This window comes from [Zimmermannella] faecalis ATCC 13722 (genome assembly GCF_000381765.1).
Classification (GTDB): domain Bacteria; phylum Actinomycetota; class Actinomycetes; order Actinomycetales; family Microbacteriaceae; genus Gulosibacter; species Gulosibacter faecalis.
The window spans coordinates 19,851-34,689 of record NZ_KB907085.1 but is presented as its reverse complement, the minus strand read 5'-3'; the positions used below and the strand labels follow the sequence as shown (position 1 = coordinate 34,689).

Below are 14,839 nucleotides of genomic sequence, written 5' to 3'. Positions count from 1 at the left end.
GCTCTACTCGCGCATCCAAACACCGTACGGCCCGCACACGTCAAGGAAGACCTCATGCACATCGGATTCATCACCGACGGACTTGCCCACCTCTCGCTACCCGACGCCCTCGACGTCGTGGCCGATCTCGGCGTGACCGAAGTTGAAATCGCCACCGGCAACTGGTCGTCGGCCCCGCACGTCGACCTGCCGGCACTGCTCGACAGCGCCGACCGTCGCGACGAGCTCACCGAGCAGCTCGCCTCCCGCGGCCTGCGCCTCGGCGCGCTCAACGCGAGCGGCAACGTGCTGCACCCGCAGACCGGCTCCGAGCAGGATGCGGTTGCCCGCGACACGATGCGGCTCGCGGCACATCTCGGTGTCGACACGATCGTGATGATGTCGGGGCTGCCCGCTGTCTACCCGGGTGATCGCGTCGCCCCGTGGATCACGACCGCGTGGCCGCGCGAAAACGGCGAACACCTCGAGCGGCAGTGGGCGACCGCGACCGAGTACTGGCGCGGGCTCGTCGAGTTCGCGCGCGACCAGGGCATCCGCCGCATCGCGGTCGAGACCCACGGCGATCAGCTCGTCTACAACGCGCCGACGGCGCTGCGCCTGCGTGAGGCGGTTGGCGACCTCGTCGGCGCGAACCTCGACCCGAGCCACCTCATGTGGATGGGCGCCGACCCGGTTGCGTCGGCGCGCGCGCTCGAGGGCGCGATCTACCACGTGCACGCGAAAGACACCCGCATCGAGCCGAGTGTTGCCACCCGCACCCGACTCGAGACGGCGTTCTTCACCGAGCGCGACGCGCGCGCGTGGAACTACGTGACCCTCGGTCAGGGGCACCCGGGCGGCGTCGAGTTCTGGCGCGAGTTCTGCGCGGCCCTCGCGGCGGCCGGCTACGACGGCGTGCTCAGCATCGAGCACGAAGACGTTGCGCTGACGCCCGAGGCTGGCCTCACCGCCTCGGTCGACGTGCTCCGCGCCGCCCTCGCCGAATAGCCGGGCGCCGAAAGGAAAGGAACAACATGACCATCGGAATCGCGGTCATCGGCGCCGGCCTCATGGGCGCCGACCACGCCCTTCGTGTTGAGCGCGAAATCAAGGGTGCCCACCTCGCGGTGCTCGCCGACCTCGACACCGAACGCGCGGCCGAGGTGATCGCCGAGTCGGGCTCGACGGTCGCCCGCGTCGAGGTCGACCCGTCGGCGGCAATCGCGGCCGACGACGTCGACGCCGTGATCATCGCGGCGCCGGATCACTTTCACGTTCCGCTCACGCTCGCGGCACTGCGGGCCGGCAAGCACGTGCTCTGCGAGAAGCCGCTCGCGCCGACGGCCACCGAGTGCCTCGAGGTGCTCGAACTTGAGCAGCAGCTCGCGAGCGACGGGGCGGCGCCGCGCGTGACGCTCGGGTTCATGCGTAGGTTCGACCCCGGCTGCATGGAGCTGCGGCAGACGCGCGAATCGGGCGAGCTCGGCGAGGCGCTCATGCTGCACTGCGCACACCGAAACGTCGACCCGTATCCGGGCGACTCCGAGCACACTGTGACCGCGTCGGCGGTGCACGAGTTCGACTTCGTTCCGTGGCTGCTCGGCAGCGAGGTCACGACGGTGTCGTGGCAGGCCGGCAAGTCGTCGTCGCGCACGACGCGTCGCGACCCGCAACTCGTGCTGCTCGAGACGGCCGACGGCGTGCTCACGACGCTCGAGCTCTTCATGAGTGCCGAGTACGGCTACGAGGTGCGCGGCGAACTCGTGTTTGAGCGCGGCACGCAGTCGCTGCGCGATTTGCCGCTGACGGATACGCGGCACGCGCTCGCGCACCGCACGGCGTTCCCCGTCGATTCGACCCGCAAATATGCCGAGGCGTACCGCGGCGAGCTGCAGGCCTGGATCGCGTCGATTCGCGCCGGTGCATCGCCCGACTCGTTCGGGCTCGCGACCGCGTGGGACGGATACGCCGCGGCTGCCGTCGCCGAGGCGGTAGTCGAGTCGCTCCGCGCGGGCGATGCGCGCCGGGTTGGGGTCTCGACGATCGAGCGGCCGGAGCTGTACCGGTAGGTCGCGCGTCGCCGAGGTCTCGAATGACCTGGGCGAAGGTGGGCGACGTGGGCGAGTGTGGCCGTGGCGTTCGGCTGCGCCCACCGCATCCGTGTCGCCGCTTCGGATGCGGTGGGCGGCGCCGGGTGTCGCGGGGAAGTGCGGCCGTGGCGCTCGACTGTGCCCACCGCATCCGTGTCGCCTCGCCGGATGCGGGCCGTGGCCCTGCGCAACTGGTGCGCAGGGCCACGGCCCGTTCGGCGGGTTACTCGCTGTCGTGGGCTCGACGGCGGAGCGCAAGCGCGGTGCCTGCAGCCACGAGCCCCAGGCCGAGCGCCGCGAGCGTCGCGAGGAGCCCGGTGTCGACGCCGGTCGTCGCGAGGTCGTCACCGGATGCGTCGGGGCCACCGGCGTCGGGGCCGCCAGTTTCGGGCGGGGTCGCGCCGTCGGTCGCACCTGGCTCGGTCGCGCTCGGGCCCGGCGTTGGCGTCGCCGTCGGCGTCGGCGTTGCACCGGGCTCGGCGACGCTCTCGTCGGCGCTCGTCAGCTCGACCGGCCCGATGATGCCCGCGGGCATGAGCTCGTCGCCGCCATGCTGGCTCTCGTACGCCTGATACTGCACGTAGGCGACGGGATCGCTGAGGTACAGCTCCTTCAGGCCCTCGCGGCGATTGTTCTGCACGGGCTGCACGTCAATCTCGATAACGTTCGTGCCGTCGACGAGCGCCGGAGCGATGTCGACCTCGTACGGCGCCGAGAACAGCTGCGTCTCGAACTCGTGGTCGGTCCCCGGGTTCACCCGCACGGTGGCGGCGTCGTGCACCTCTCCGAGCGACAGCACCGCGCCATTTTCAACGAGGTCGCTCGCATCCGGAATCTCAACCTCGGTGCGGTACGTGCCGGAATCGGTGACGTACTTGAGCTGACCGTCGGCGAACTCGTCGCTCGACCAGTCGCCGAACACGTCGCCTTCGAGCGTCACCGTCTGCTCGTCGTGGGGGAGCGCCGAGCCGACGTTGTCGGCCGTCACCTCGAGGGTGAAGTCCGAGAGCTCGTGCACGACTGCGCGATCGGTGGTGTCGAGTGCGAGGGGGACGCCGGGCGTCGTCGCGCCGTCGGCGAAGCCCACGCCCGCGGGCTCGCAGAGCAGGATGGCCGCGCCGGCCGGGTCGAGCGCTGCCGTGACGACGCCGTCGGTCACCGTGGCGTCGTGGATGTTCCCGGTTTCGGGGTCGAGCCACCAGCACTGCGCGAACTCGCTCGCGACTTGCAGGTCGACGGTCGTCGCGTGTTCGCTCGACGTGTTGCGCACGTAGGCGAGCTCGCCACCGGTTTCGACCGTGCGCCGCGCGAAGCGAATGTCCTCGTTCTCGGCGTACGAGATCGGGGCGGCGATCACCGGGTCGAGCGTCGACACGAGCGACGCCGCATCGAGCGGTGCGCCCATCGTGCTCGCGATCTCGGCGACGGTGGCGTCGGCCGCGGCGAAGTCGCCGCCGGCGAAGCTCGGCTGCTGCGAGGGTGCGCTCCCGACGAACACGATGGGTGCGCCGCCGTCCTGCAGACGCTGGAGCGCTTCCATCGTCTCGACCGGAACCGTGTTGCTCTCGACGATGAGCGCGTCGAACGTCGCGTGGCCGCCATTGGCGATGAGCTGCGAGCCGTTCCAGGTCAGCCCCGTCTGGATCGTGTCGTCGTTGATCGCGTCCCACGCCCATCCGTTCGCGTTCGCAGTTGAGATTGCGGTGAGCGGCGTGGCAGGCTCGCCGTTGAAGCCGCCGCCGCTTGCGAGGCTGCCGAACAGCGGCATGTAGATCGCGACGTCGCTGCTGCTCGAACCGAGCTGCATGACGTAGTTCGCGCGCGCCGCGTAGTCATTCATCGCCCCGTAGTAGGCGGCGATGCCGGCCGTGTTCGCCATTTCGACACCGATGGTCGGCCAGGCTCGCCAGCCCTCCTCAGCGAAGAGGTTGTCGTCCGACGTGAATGACGGGTCGGTGTTGCCGTAATACGTGGCGCTGAGCCCGTGGTAGAAGAAGTTGTTCACACCGCTCGTTGCCATGAGGTCGTAGCCCTGCTTCATGAACTCAGGCGTGATCTGGAACGGTACCGACCCGAGCGTGAACACCTCAGAGGTGATGAGGTTCTTGCCGTAGAGGTGGGCGCCCGAGGTGACCTGCTTGATCGAGTACTCGTCGAGGCCCTCGGTCTCGGGGATGTCCACAAACTCCGCGGACTGCAGGGTGTCGACCGGCGGGTTGTAGGCCTGCTGGCGATAGTCGATGCCGTACTCGCCGAGCGCGCTCGAGAACGCCTCCATACCCGCGAGGAACTGGGCGTTGAGCAGCTGGCCATAGTCGTACGTAATGCGTGCCGCCTCGGCTTCGCTGAGGTCGGAGGCGAGCAGTGGCGTGCTGCCGCCACCGAACGGGCTCACCTGCGGGATCTCGAGGCCGAGCTCGGCGTATTCGGCCTTGACGGTCGGGGTGCCCTGAATTAGGAACGAGTCGCCATAGATCGAGTAGAGCGTCGGGATGTACGGCGTGATGTCGTAGCCGAGCAACTCGGTCGACTCGGCGGCAGCCTGCACGAGGTCGTTGTAGTTCATGTCGGTGTAGAACTCGTAGCTGTCGTTGAATGCGGCGCGCACGTCGTTCGACGACACGATGCCCTCGAGGTCGGATTCACCGATCCATCCGTTCACGAGGTTCGTGATCGCGCTCGGGTTCAGGTGGTCGACGACGTAGTTTCGGTCGCCCGATGCGTTCTCGATGATCGAGTTCAGCCCGTAGGCGCCCGTCGCCGCGCTGTAGAGCGCGACGACTTCGTAGTCGCCGGCCGCGAGGTCGGTCGTGTCGACGCCAAACGTCGTGTCGCCCTCGAGCGGATAAGCGAGCTGCGCCGCGTCGAGGTCGAGGACGGTCTGCGCGTCGTACGTGTTCACGCCGCTGAAATCGCCCGTGAGCGTTTGGTTCGCGTTGTGGAGCGGTGCTCCCGCATCGGCGATTGGGGCGAGCATGACGGCGTTCAGATCGACGAGATCGGGGTCCCATTCGCCAAAGTCGTAGCCATACATCTCCGAGGCGAAGAATGGGCTCGGCTCCGCGGCCGGGATGCCGAGCTCGACGGCGCCCGAACCCTCGGGGGTCGCGATGTCGCCCGAGACGAGCTCGACGGCGCCCGCTTCGTCGACGCGCACGGTTGCTCGGCCCAGGGCGAGCGTGCTCTGGCTGTCGGCGAGGTCGATCGAGTCGTCGTTCGCGAGGTAGCCGCTGCCGATGTTCAGGTCGACCGTGATGCCGAGCTCGTTCGCGTGCGCGACGACGGCGTCGAGCTTCGCGAAGAATTCGGGCGATTCGTAGTCGAGCAGCGCCTCAGTGTCGTAGCCAGATTCGGCGGCGTAGATTGACCCGCTCGAACCGTCTTCCGCGAGATACGACTGCGAAAAGGCGACGATCTCGACCATGCCGAAGCCGTTCTCGGCGAGGTAGTCGAGCTGCTCGATGAGGTCGGCTTCGCTCGCGGCATTGCCCGGCCACCACCAGCGCACGCCCGGTCGGTAGTCGATGGTCGGGTCGGCGAACACTGCCGGGTCGACGGCGCTCGCGGTGGCGGGCGCGGCGCTGGCACCAAACGCGGCGCCGGGAACTGTGAGGCTTGTGGCCACGACGGCGGCCGCCGTGAGCGCGACGAATCGTCGCCCTCTGGTCAGGGGGATTGTCATTGCGAATCGCTTTCTGGCGCGGTGGCCATGTGTGGGAAATCGAACGAGACGGCTCGGGGCGCGACAAATGCGCCCACGGAATAGTCGGGACACTGGGGGTCAGAAATCGAGTCGTCGGCGTCAGCATTGACGGCAAATATGAATCGCTTCAGACGTTCCAGAGGCTAGCAGGGTGGATGCGTGTTGACCAGGGGATTTTGTCGGTAAGGTTTCTTAGGAACCCGAATTTATGCGGGAATATTCCGTACTCTGCGGCGTGTTCATTCCCGAACGTGAACGGAGAATTGCCGCGTTTTCCAGGAGTTGCTGGCGAAGTTGATTCGTATTGCTTCGATCGTTTCACGCGGTTCAACGCTGTTCAATCGCGAGAATTGAACGGATGCATTCGCTGCGCAATCGCGTATGTGGCGCCCTCGCGAACGACCTGGGCGCAGCCGGGTGTCGCGGTGAAGTGTGGCCGTGGCGCTCGGCTGTGCCCACTGCATCCGCGTCGCACGAGGCCGCCGCGTCGTTCGACCCGTAATCTCGCATGGGTTGTCAGAAGGGCCCCGTCACACCAGCGTGTGACGGGGCCTTCGTGACAACCCATGGGCGTTCCAGCCCGCGAATCAGGGCTCGCGCCGCGGCGGGTTGAGCGCGTCGCCGTCCCAGGTGAGGTCGGCGCGCTCGTCGACCTCGAATGCCTCGAACGCTGGGTCGGCGAGCACCGCGGCAATGAGCTCGCGTCTCCCGGCGACGATCGTCGAGTCCCAGTCAATCTCGCTCGCGACCACCCACGCGCGGTCGGCGGGCCAGAGCAGCTGCGGCGCGACCCCGTCGTCGACGCTCGTCGCGCCGAGACCAGCCCCGCGTATCCATGCCGGGTCGCTGAGCTCGGCGAGGCTCGTCTCGAAGAGCAAAAATTCGCGGCCCGGCCACTCGAGCCACGGGCCATGGCGCGCAGCGTCGCGCACCTCGGGGGAGACCGACTCCCGAGCCTCTGCCTCGAGGCGCGCCCGTTCGCGTTCCACTTCGGCCGCGTCGGCGCCAACCCCAAGAACCGCGTACCGTGAAGCGCCGTCGTGGAGCTCGCCCCAGCCGTTCCAGACGCCTGCGGTGACGTCGTCGGGAGTCGACGTCGCGTCGCTGAGGTGTGTGGTCAGCGCCGCGAGCAGACCCGGCTCGAGCCGGCCCTCCTCGGTCTGCGAAACCTCCCAGCCATCGGCGAACGAGAGCGCCGTCTCGTCGTCGGTGAGGCGCCGCCACTGCACGAGCGGATGCATGACCCGGCCATTGCGCTCAGCGACCTGCTCCCAGCCCCACTGCGCTTCTTCTTCGATTCGTGGCACGCCCCACTCGTCGACGGCATCGCCGTACCGCCACGCGTGAATGGGATGAAGGATGCGCGCGTAGGCCTCGAATCCCGTGCCCGCGACGCCGCCGACACGGCCCCAGCCGCCGACGCGATCGAGCAGCCACGCGCCGCGCTGCGTGTCGCGCGTGAACTTCACGGGAGCGCCCCTTCGCTACTCGCCCGACCCGCGGCGCCAGCGCTCCGCGAGCACGACCTCGCGGGCGGCGAAGGCGCGGTGCTCGGCCCGGGCGCGACGGTGCGCGGGCGTGCGGCGCAGCCCGAGGTAGCCCACCGCGAGCAGTGCGAACCACACGGGCGTCGCGACGAGGCCGATGCGCGTATCCGCGTCGCCCGTGAACGCCCAGAGTAGGAACCCGAAGAACGCGAGCACGACCCACGGCATGATCCGGCCGAACGGCATGGGGAACGTGCTTGCCGCGTGCTCCTGCGGCCGCCGACGCCGGTAGACGAGGTAGCTGATGAGGATCATGCTCCACACGAACATGAAGCAGAGCGACGACACGGTGGTCACGATCGCGAACCCCGTCGACTCGCCGAGCCCGAACACGAGCAGCACGACCGACGAGAGCAGCATCACGCCCGTGAGGAACAGTGCGTTCTGCGGCACCTTGCGCCGCGACAGGCGCGCGAACACCGAGGGCGCATCCCGCTCGGTCGCGAGGCCGTAGACCATGCGCGAGGTCGAGTAGATGCCCGAGTTCGCCGACGACATCGCCGAGGTGAGCACGACGAGGTTCACGATTGCGGCCGCAGCCGGCAGGCCTGCGGCGTCGAACACCTGAATGAAGGGGGAGTTGTCGGCGTCGTACGCGGTCCACGGCATGACCGACATCAGCACGACGAGCGAGCCGATGTAGAAGAGCAGGATGCGCACCGGAATCGAGTTCACGGCCTTCGGCAGGTTGTGCTCAGGGTCTTTCGTCTCGGCCGCCGTCGTGCCGACGAGCTCGATGCCGACGAACGCGAACGTTGCGATCTGGAAGGCCGCGACGAACCCCATGAAGCCGGTCGAGAAGAAGCCGCCGTCGGCCCAGAGATGCGCGAAGGTCGCGCGGCCGTGCTCGCTCTCGTAGCCGACCAGGATGAGCGCGACACCCGCGACGATCAGCGCGACGATCGCGATGATCTTCACCATCGCGAACCAGAACTCGGTCTCGCCGAAGGCACGCACCGTCGGCAGGTTGAGGCCGATGAGAATCGCGATGACGACGAGCGCGATGACCGGCAGCGACCATTCGGGCAGCGCCGGTGCGAGGTGCACGACGTATACCGACGCGATGACGATGACGTCGGCGACCGCCGTCACGACCCAGCAGAACCAGTAGGTCCACCCCGTGAAGTAGGCCGCCCACGGGCCGAGAATGTCGCCCGTCATGTCGGCGAAGTTGCGGTACGACTTGCGCGACAACAGCAGCTCGCCCATCGCACGCATGACGAAATAGAGCATCCCGCCGATGATGAGGTAGACCAGCAGCACCGAGGGGCCGGCGACCGAGATCGTCTTGCCCGACCCCATGAACAGGCCCGTGCCGATCGCGCCGCCGATGGCGATGAGCTGAATGTGACGGCTCTGCAGCGCTCGCTTCAGGTGCGGCTGTGCGTCGTGCGGCGAGGCGGATGCGCGCACGGTCGGGGTTGGCGCGGTCGGGTTCGGCTGCGAGGTCATGGGGGTCTACGGTACTCGCGCGGTGGCGCTCGCGGTACTCGCCGTGCGGTCGCCGACAACCGAATGGGTGCATCGTGCGGTGGGCGGGTGCATGGTGTGCGGTACCGCCGTTCGCCGGAGGATGCACCCACTCGGCACCGCGCGCGACGACGCGCCCCCCCCTACACCGACTTCATCACGCGAATGTGCACGCTCTTCATGAGCGGCTGGTCGCTCTGCGGGCTGAAGTCGGCGGCGCCGATGAGCGCGTTCATCTCGGGCATGTACCCCGCCGCCGAACCACGCGGGGTGTCGTACTCGAGCGCGAGGTAGCGGCGCACCCGCCGCTGCGAACCGTCCTTCGACGTCGAGACGATGTCGACCGGGTCGCCGTGCTCGATGCCGCGCTCGCGCATGTCTTCGGCGTTGAGCAGCACCACCTCGCGCGCGTTCGTGATGCCCCGGTACCGGTCGTTATTCGTGTAGATCGTGGTGTTCCACTGATCGTGCGACCGCATCGTCTGCAGCACGAGCGTCTCGGAGTCGGCAGGCACCACGTTCGGCAGGTCGGCGTGCGAGAACTCCGCGCGGCCGCTCGGCGTGCGGAACACGCGCTCGCGGGCGTGCTGGGGAATCCGGAATCCGTACTTCTGGCGCACGAGCTCATTGAAGTTCTCGAACCCCTCGAGCGCCCGCGACATGACGTCGCGAATGTTGTCGTAGTCGTCGACGTACCACTGCCACGGCGTCTGCGTGTCGGGCAGCGTCGCCATCGCCATGCGCGCGATGATGTCGCACTCGCTGAGCAGGTACGGCGACGCCGGCCGCTTCGGCCCCTTCGACAGCTGCACGCTGCTCATCGCATCCTCGTTGCTCACGCTCTGCACACCCGACGCCTGCAGGTCGCGCTCGGAGTGGCCGAGGCAGGGGAGGATGAGCGCATCCTTGCCGTGGGTGAGGTGCGAGCGGTTGAGCTTCGTCGACACCTGCACGGTGAGCTCGCACTGGGCGAGGCCCTCAGCGGTCATGACCGGGTCGGGCACGGCCCGCACGAAGTTGCCGCCCATACCGACGAACACCTTCACGTCGCCGCGGTGCATGCCCTCGATCGTGCGCACCGTGTCGAGGCCGTACTTGCGCGGCGAGACGATGCCGGTCGCCGCATCCATGCGCGCGAGCCACGCCTCGGTGGGGTGGTGGTTGACGCCGCAGGTGCGGTTGCCCTGCACGTTGCTGTGGCCGCGCACGGGCGAGGGGCCAGCGCCGAGCCGCCCGATGTTGCCGCGCAGCAGCAGGAGGTTCATGATTTCGCGAATCGTGTCGACCGCGAACTCCTGCTGGCTCACGCCGAGGCACCAGGCGATGATCGTGCGCTCGGAGTCGAGGTAGATCTTTGCCGCATCGCGAATCTCGGCCTCGCTGAGGCCCGACTGCCGCTCGAGGTCGGCCCACTGCGTCGCCGCCACGAGCTCGCGGTACTCGTCGAGCCCGGTTGTGTAGTTCGCGAGGAACTCGTGGTCGATCGCGCTCGCATCCGTCTCGGCCGCCTCGAACACCGCCTTTGCCATGCCGCGCATGAGCGCGAAGTCGCCGCTCGGGCGCACCTGCAGGTTGGCGGTCGACGTGTCGGTCGTCTTGAATCGCGCCATGTCAAGAATCTCGTGCGGCACGATCGTGCGGGTCGCCCCGGCCTCGCGGAGCGTGTTCACGTGCACGACCTGCGCGCCGCGATCGACCGCCTCGGCGAGTGACGTGAGCATGCGCGGCGCGTTCGATGCCGCGTTCACCCCGATCACAAACAGCGTGTCGGCGTGCTCCCAGTCTTCGAGGTCGACCGTGCCCTTGCCCGTCGCGATGGATGCGGTGAGCGCGCGCCCCGACGCTTCGTGGCACATGTTCGAGCAGTCGGGCATGTTGTTCGTGCCGAACTCGCGGCAGAACAGCTGGTACAGAAACGTGGCCTCGTTGCTGAGTCGCCCCGACGTGTAGAACGACGCCGCGTCGGGGGAGGTGAGCGCCTGCAGGTGCTTCGCGATGAGGGCGAACGCGCCCTGCCACGAAATCGGCCGGTAGCGGTCGGTCTCGGCGTCGTAGACCATCGGATGCGTGAGGCGACCGACGTCTTCGAGGTCGTAGTCGGTCCAGTCGGCGAGCTCGGTCACCGTGTGCTTCGCGAAGAACTCGGGGCCGACGCGCTTCGACGTCATCTCCCACGTGACGTGTTTGATGCCGTTTTCGCAGATGTCGAGCGTGACGCCGGGGCCGTCGGGCCACGCGCATCCGGGGCAGTCGAAGCCCTTGCCCGGGTGGTTCATCTGGAACATCGTGACGGTGCCCTTCACGGGCTGCCGTTCGCGCACGAGCACGTTGCCGACCGACATCGCGGCGCCCCAGCCGGCGGCCGGGTGGTGGTACGGCGCGTTGATTGACCACTTGCCGGTGGTCGCGGGGCCGAACCCGCCCTGCCGCGGGACGTCGGGCATGAGCCCGAGCGCCTGACCGGGGTAGTCGACCCCGCCGGTGGTGCGGCGTTCAGTGGTAGTCATGGTGCAGCTCCTTTGCGGCAGCGGTGGCAGAGTCGGTAGGAATCACGATGCGATCGGCGCGGGCGTAGAGGTTCATCGAGCGGCCGCGGAGGAACCCGACGAGGGTGAGGCCGGCGCGGGCCGCGAGCTCGACCGCGAGGGAGGAGGGCGCCGAGACCGCGGCGAGCACCGGAACCCCCGCCATGACGGCCTTCTGCGCGAGCTCAAAACTCGCTCGGCCCGAGACCTGCAGCACGCAGCCGGTCAGGGGCAGCCGGCCCTGGAGCGCGGCCCAGCCGACGACCTTGTCGACGGCGTTGTGGCGGCCGACGTCTTCGCGCAGCACGAGCAGCTCGCCGGTCGCCGCGTCGAAGAGCCCCGCGGCGTGCAGGCCGCCGGTCTTGTCGAACGCGGCCTGGTGGTCGCGCAGCACGGTCGGATACGTCGCGAGTGCCTCGGCGTCGACCGTCACCGGGTCGCCGGCGACGTCGTAGTGCGAGACGGTCTCGACCGCGTCGATGCTCGCCTTGCCGCACACACCGCACGAGCTCGTCGTGTAGAAGTTGCGCGACTGCGCGTCGGTCGGCAGCGCGACGCCGGGGGCGAGGCTCACATCGAGCACGTTGTAGGTGTTCTCGGTTCCGCCCGTACCGGGCCCACCGCAGTGGATCGCCGAGCGGAACTCGTCGCCGCTCGCGACGATGCCCTCAGAGATGAGGAAGCCGAGGGCGAGCTCGACATCTTGGCCCGGCGTGCGCATCGTCACGGCGAGCGGCGTGCCGGCCACCCGAATCTCGAGCGGCTCCTCTACCGCGAGCGAGTCGGGTCGGCGGCGCGTGCCTTCGCCGAGCGTGACCTTGACGACGGGGCGCGAAGTCGTGATTCGTCCCATGGCAGTAGCGTACGCCGGGCGGATCAGCGATGCGGGGCGGGCCGCACGTCGATGCGGGCGGGGCGAAGCCACACGGTGTCGCCGCTCGACGGGGCGGTGGTGGGCGCCGCCACCTCGGCGACGAGCCCCGACGAGTGGGTGAGCTCGAGCATCCCCGCCCGAATCGAGGAGGCGATGACGAGGCCGGGGAGCGCACCCGGCTCGTCGGGCGCGGCGACGCGCACCTCGCGGGGGTCGGCGATGCCGAAGACGGCGTCGCCCTCGGCGATGGGCCCGATCGGCGTCGCGTCGGCGAGTTCGTGGCCGTCGGCGAGGAGCCGCCCGCGCGACCACGTGCCGTGCACGACGCCGAACCCGGCGAGGGCCGCGGTGAACGGATGCTCGGGTCGCGACGCGATCGCGGCCGGCGAGGTGTCGGCGACGACCTCGCCACCCTCGATGACGAGGCACCGATCGGCCCACTGCCAGGCGTCGGCGAGCTCGTGCGTGACGAGGATGCTCGTCGTGCGCGACGCCTGCAGCTGCTCGTGGAGGAGCCGGCGCACCTGCGGCGCGGTGCGGGCATCGAGCGCCGAAAACGGCTCGTCGAGCAGTACGAGGTCGGGTTCGGCGGCGAACGCGCGGGCGATCGCGATGCGCTGCTGCTGCCCGCCCGAGAGCGCCTCGGGTTTACTGTCGCCGAAGCCGGCGAGGTCGAGCAGGCCGAGCCAGTCGTCGGCGATCGCGGCGGCGTCGTTCCGGCTCACACCCCGCGAGCGGGGCCCGAACGCGATGTTCGCGCGGGCGTCGAGGTGCGGGAACAGCCTCGGTTTCTGATCGAGCAGCGTGATGCGGCGCGCGTGGGGCGCGACCGGGCGGCGGCCGCCGTTGAGCATCCGGTCGCCGAGGCGAATCGTGCCGGTGGCCGGGACGCTGCCGGCGAGCGCGCCGAGCAGAGTCGACTTGCCGGCGCCGTTTGGCCCGAGCACGCTGAGGCGCTCGCCGGGCGCGAGGTCGAAGGCGGTGCGCAGCTCGAACGTGCCGCGAGTCGCGGTGAGATCGACGTGGAGCGGTGTGCTCATCGCACCGGATCCTCTCGCCACGAGCGCATGCCGCCGACGATGGCGGCGGCCGCGACAAGCAGGAGCACCGAGAGGGCGACGGCCGACTCCTTTGACACCCCGACGCCGTTGAACGCGGTGTAGATCGCGAGCGGCATCGTGCGGGTGACGCCCGCGGTGTTGCCGGCGAACAGCGCCGTTGCGCCGAACTCGCCGACCGCCCGGGCGAAGCAGAGCGCCGTGCCGGCGAGCAGCCCAGGCAGCAGCAGCGGCAGGGTGACTCGGGTGAGCACGCGCCACGGGTTCGCGCCGAGGCTCGCGGCGACCTGTTCGTGCGCGGTGCCTGAGGTGCGCAGCGCGCCCTCGAGCGTGATCACAAGGAAGGGGAACGACACGAAGGCCTGCGCGATGACGACGGCGACGGTCGTGTAGGGCAGGCTGAACCCGGTCGAGGCGAAGATCGGCTGGCCGATGAGGCCCGATCGCCCGAGCAGCGAGATGAGCGCGAGGCCGCCGACCGTGGGCGGCAGCACAAGGGGCACCGTCACGAGGGTGCGGGCGATCGCGGCGGTGCGCTGCGACGCACGTGCGAGCATGATCGCGAGCGGCACGCCGCCGACGAGACAGAGGAGGGTCGCGCACGTCGCGGTCGCGACCGAGAGCCCGAGCGCGGTGAGCGACTCCTTCGAACCGAGGTCGTTCCAGAATGTCGGCCAGTTCACCCGCGTGACGAGCCCGACGAGCGGCAGCAGCAGGGCCACGAGCCCCACTGCCGCCGCGAGTCGGATTCCGCGGGGGAGTGTCACTCGGCCGAGCCGAAGCCGTGCGCCTCGAGGATCGCCTGGCCCTCGTCGGAGAGCACGAACTCGACGAACGCCTCGGCGGCCTCGGGCGACTTCGCGTTCTGCGATACGGCGATGGGGTACCGGTTGATCGCCGAGTCGGCGTTGTCGGGCGTGATGCCCTCGAGCTTGTCGCCGGCGTCGATGACGTCGGTTGCGTAGACGAGGCCCGCGTCGGCCTCGCCGTTTTCGATGCGGTTGACGACCGAGGTGACGTTCGTCTCTTCGCTCACGGGCGTGATGTCGAGCCCGGCGTCGTCGAGGAGCGTCTCGCTTGCCGAACCGCACGGCACCTCGACGGCGCAGAGCACGACGCTGATCTCGGGGTCGGTGAGGTCGTCGAGACGCTCGATACCCTTCGGATTGCCGGCGGGCACCGCGATCTGCAGCGTGTTCGTGGCAAACAGCTGCGTCTCGCCAATGAGCGATGCGTCGGTGAGGGGCACGATGCTCTTCTCACTCGCGAATGCGACGACGTCGACATCGGCGCCGTCTTCGATCTGCGTTGCGAGCGCCTGTGAGCCGTCGTAGGTGATCGGGTCGACCGAATACTCGGGGTGCGCCTGCGTGAAGGCCTCGGCGAGCTCGTCGAAGCTCGCCTGCAGTGAGGCAGCGGCGTAGATGATGACGGGTTCGCTCGCGGCCGCGTCGCCGTTGCCGGCGCCAGACGTGACGTGGGGCGAGTCAGCGGCGGAACATCCGGTGAGGAGCAGCGTCGCGGCGGCAGCAACGATCGAGAATCGGCGCAGAGTCGTCATGTCCCGAGCGTAGCTGTGGCGTGCGTGTCGGT

The 14,839-nt window shown here is 69.0% G+C and carries 10 protein-coding genes; 2 read left to right on the top strand and 8 right to left on the bottom strand.

Going from position 1 to position 14,839, the window contains the following annotated elements:
• Positions 1-54: 54 nt before the first annotated feature.
• Both G328_RS0112630 and G328_RS0112625 read left to right on the top strand, forming a co-directional pair.
• Complete coding sequence (locus G328_RS0112630; RefSeq protein WP_019619720.1) at positions 55-987, top strand: sugar phosphate isomerase/epimerase family protein; 933 nt, start codon at positions 55-57, stop codon at positions 985-987.
• 26 nt (positions 988-1,013) lie between these two features.
• Positions 1,014-2,048: a Gfo/Idh/MocA family oxidoreductase gene (locus tag G328_RS0112625; RefSeq protein WP_019619719.1), complete on the top strand. Its 1,035-nt coding sequence runs from the start codon at positions 1,014-1,016 to the stop codon at positions 2,046-2,048.
• 244 nt (positions 2,049-2,292) lie between these two features.
• Here G328_RS0112625 and G328_RS0112620 read toward each other — a convergent pair whose 3' ends face one another.
• The 8 genes from G328_RS0112620 to modA form a co-directional block, all read right to left on the bottom strand.
• On the bottom strand, positions 2,293-5,751 hold the full coding sequence (locus G328_RS0112620; RefSeq protein ID WP_083919650.1) for a glycosyl hydrolase: 3,459 nt from the start codon (positions 5,749-5,751) through the stop codon (positions 2,293-2,295).
• A gap of 608 nt (positions 5,752-6,359) precedes the next feature.
• Positions 6,360-7,241, bottom strand: coding sequence for a hypothetical protein (locus G328_RS16035; RefSeq protein ID WP_019619717.1), 882 nt, complete (start codon positions 7,239-7,241; stop codon positions 6,360-6,362).
• Positions 7,242-7,256: 15 nt separating this feature from the next.
• Positions 7,257-8,771, bottom strand: coding sequence for an amino acid permease (locus G328_RS0112610; protein ID WP_019619716.1), 1,515 nt, complete (start codon positions 8,769-8,771; stop codon positions 7,257-7,259).
• Between the two features lie 161 nt (positions 8,772-8,932).
• A complete protein-coding gene (locus G328_RS0112605) occupies positions 8,933-11,296 on the bottom strand; it encodes an FdhF/YdeP family oxidoreductase (protein WP_019619715.1) in 2,364 nt (787 codons plus the stop codon).
• The gene (gene fdhD, locus G328_RS0112600; RefSeq protein WP_019619714.1) at positions 11,283-12,167 is read right to left on the bottom strand and encodes a formate dehydrogenase accessory sulfurtransferase FdhD; all 885 of its coding nucleotides are present in this window, start codon (positions 12,165-12,167) and stop codon (positions 11,283-11,285) included. The genes G328_RS0112605 and fdhD overlap by 14 nt, the downstream gene beginning before the upstream one ends.
• Before the next feature lie 23 nt (positions 12,168-12,190).
• Positions 12,191-13,228 carry a sulfate/molybdate ABC transporter ATP-binding protein gene (locus tag G328_RS0112595; protein ID WP_019619713.1) on the bottom strand — a complete coding sequence of 346 codons (1,038 nt, stop codon included), beginning with the start codon at positions 13,226-13,228 and terminating at the stop codon, positions 12,191-12,193.
• A complete protein-coding gene (gene modB, locus G328_RS0112590; protein ID WP_026339888.1) occupies positions 13,225-14,013 on the bottom strand; it encodes a molybdate ABC transporter permease subunit in 789 nt (262 codons plus the stop codon). Before modB ends, G328_RS0112595 begins: the two co-directional genes overlap by 4 nt.
• Positions 14,010-14,807 (bottom strand): molybdate ABC transporter substrate-binding protein, encoded by a 798-nt coding sequence (gene modA / locus G328_RS0112585; RefSeq protein WP_019619711.1) that lies wholly within the window; start codon positions 14,805-14,807, stop codon positions 14,010-14,012. Before modA ends, modB begins: the two co-directional genes overlap by 4 nt.
• Positions 14,808-14,839: the final 32 nt, after the last annotated feature.

Bases quoted from the DNA above. Each gene is read 5' to 3' on its own strand.
- G328_RS0112630 (WP_019619720.1), top strand. From the start codon at position 55: ATGCACATCGGATTCATCACCGACGGACTTGCCCACCTCTCGCTACCC.
- G328_RS0112625 (WP_019619719.1), top strand. From the start codon at position 1,014: ATGACCATCGGAATCGCGGTCATCGGCGCCGGCCTCATGGGCGCCGAC.
- G328_RS0112620 (WP_083919650.1), bottom strand. From the start codon at position 5,751: ATGACAATCCCCCTGACCAGAGGGCGACGATTCGTCGCGCTCACGGCG.
- G328_RS0112610 (WP_019619716.1), bottom strand. From the start codon at position 8,771: ATGACCTCGCAGCCGAACCCGACCGCGCCAACCCCGACCGTGCGCGCA.
- G328_RS0112605 (WP_019619715.1), bottom strand. From the start codon at position 11,296: ATGACTACCACTGAACGCCGCACCACCGGCGGGGTCGACTACCCCGGT.
- fdhD (WP_019619714.1), bottom strand. From the start codon at position 12,167: ATGGGACGAATCACGACTTCGCGCCCCGTCGTCAAGGTCACGCTCGGC.
- G328_RS0112595 (WP_019619713.1), bottom strand. From the start codon at position 13,228: ATGAGCACACCGCTCCACGTCGATCTCACCGCGACTCGCGGCACGTTC.
- modA (WP_019619711.1), bottom strand. From the start codon at position 14,807: ATGACGACTCTGCGCCGATTCTCGATCGTTGCTGCCGCCGCGACGCTG.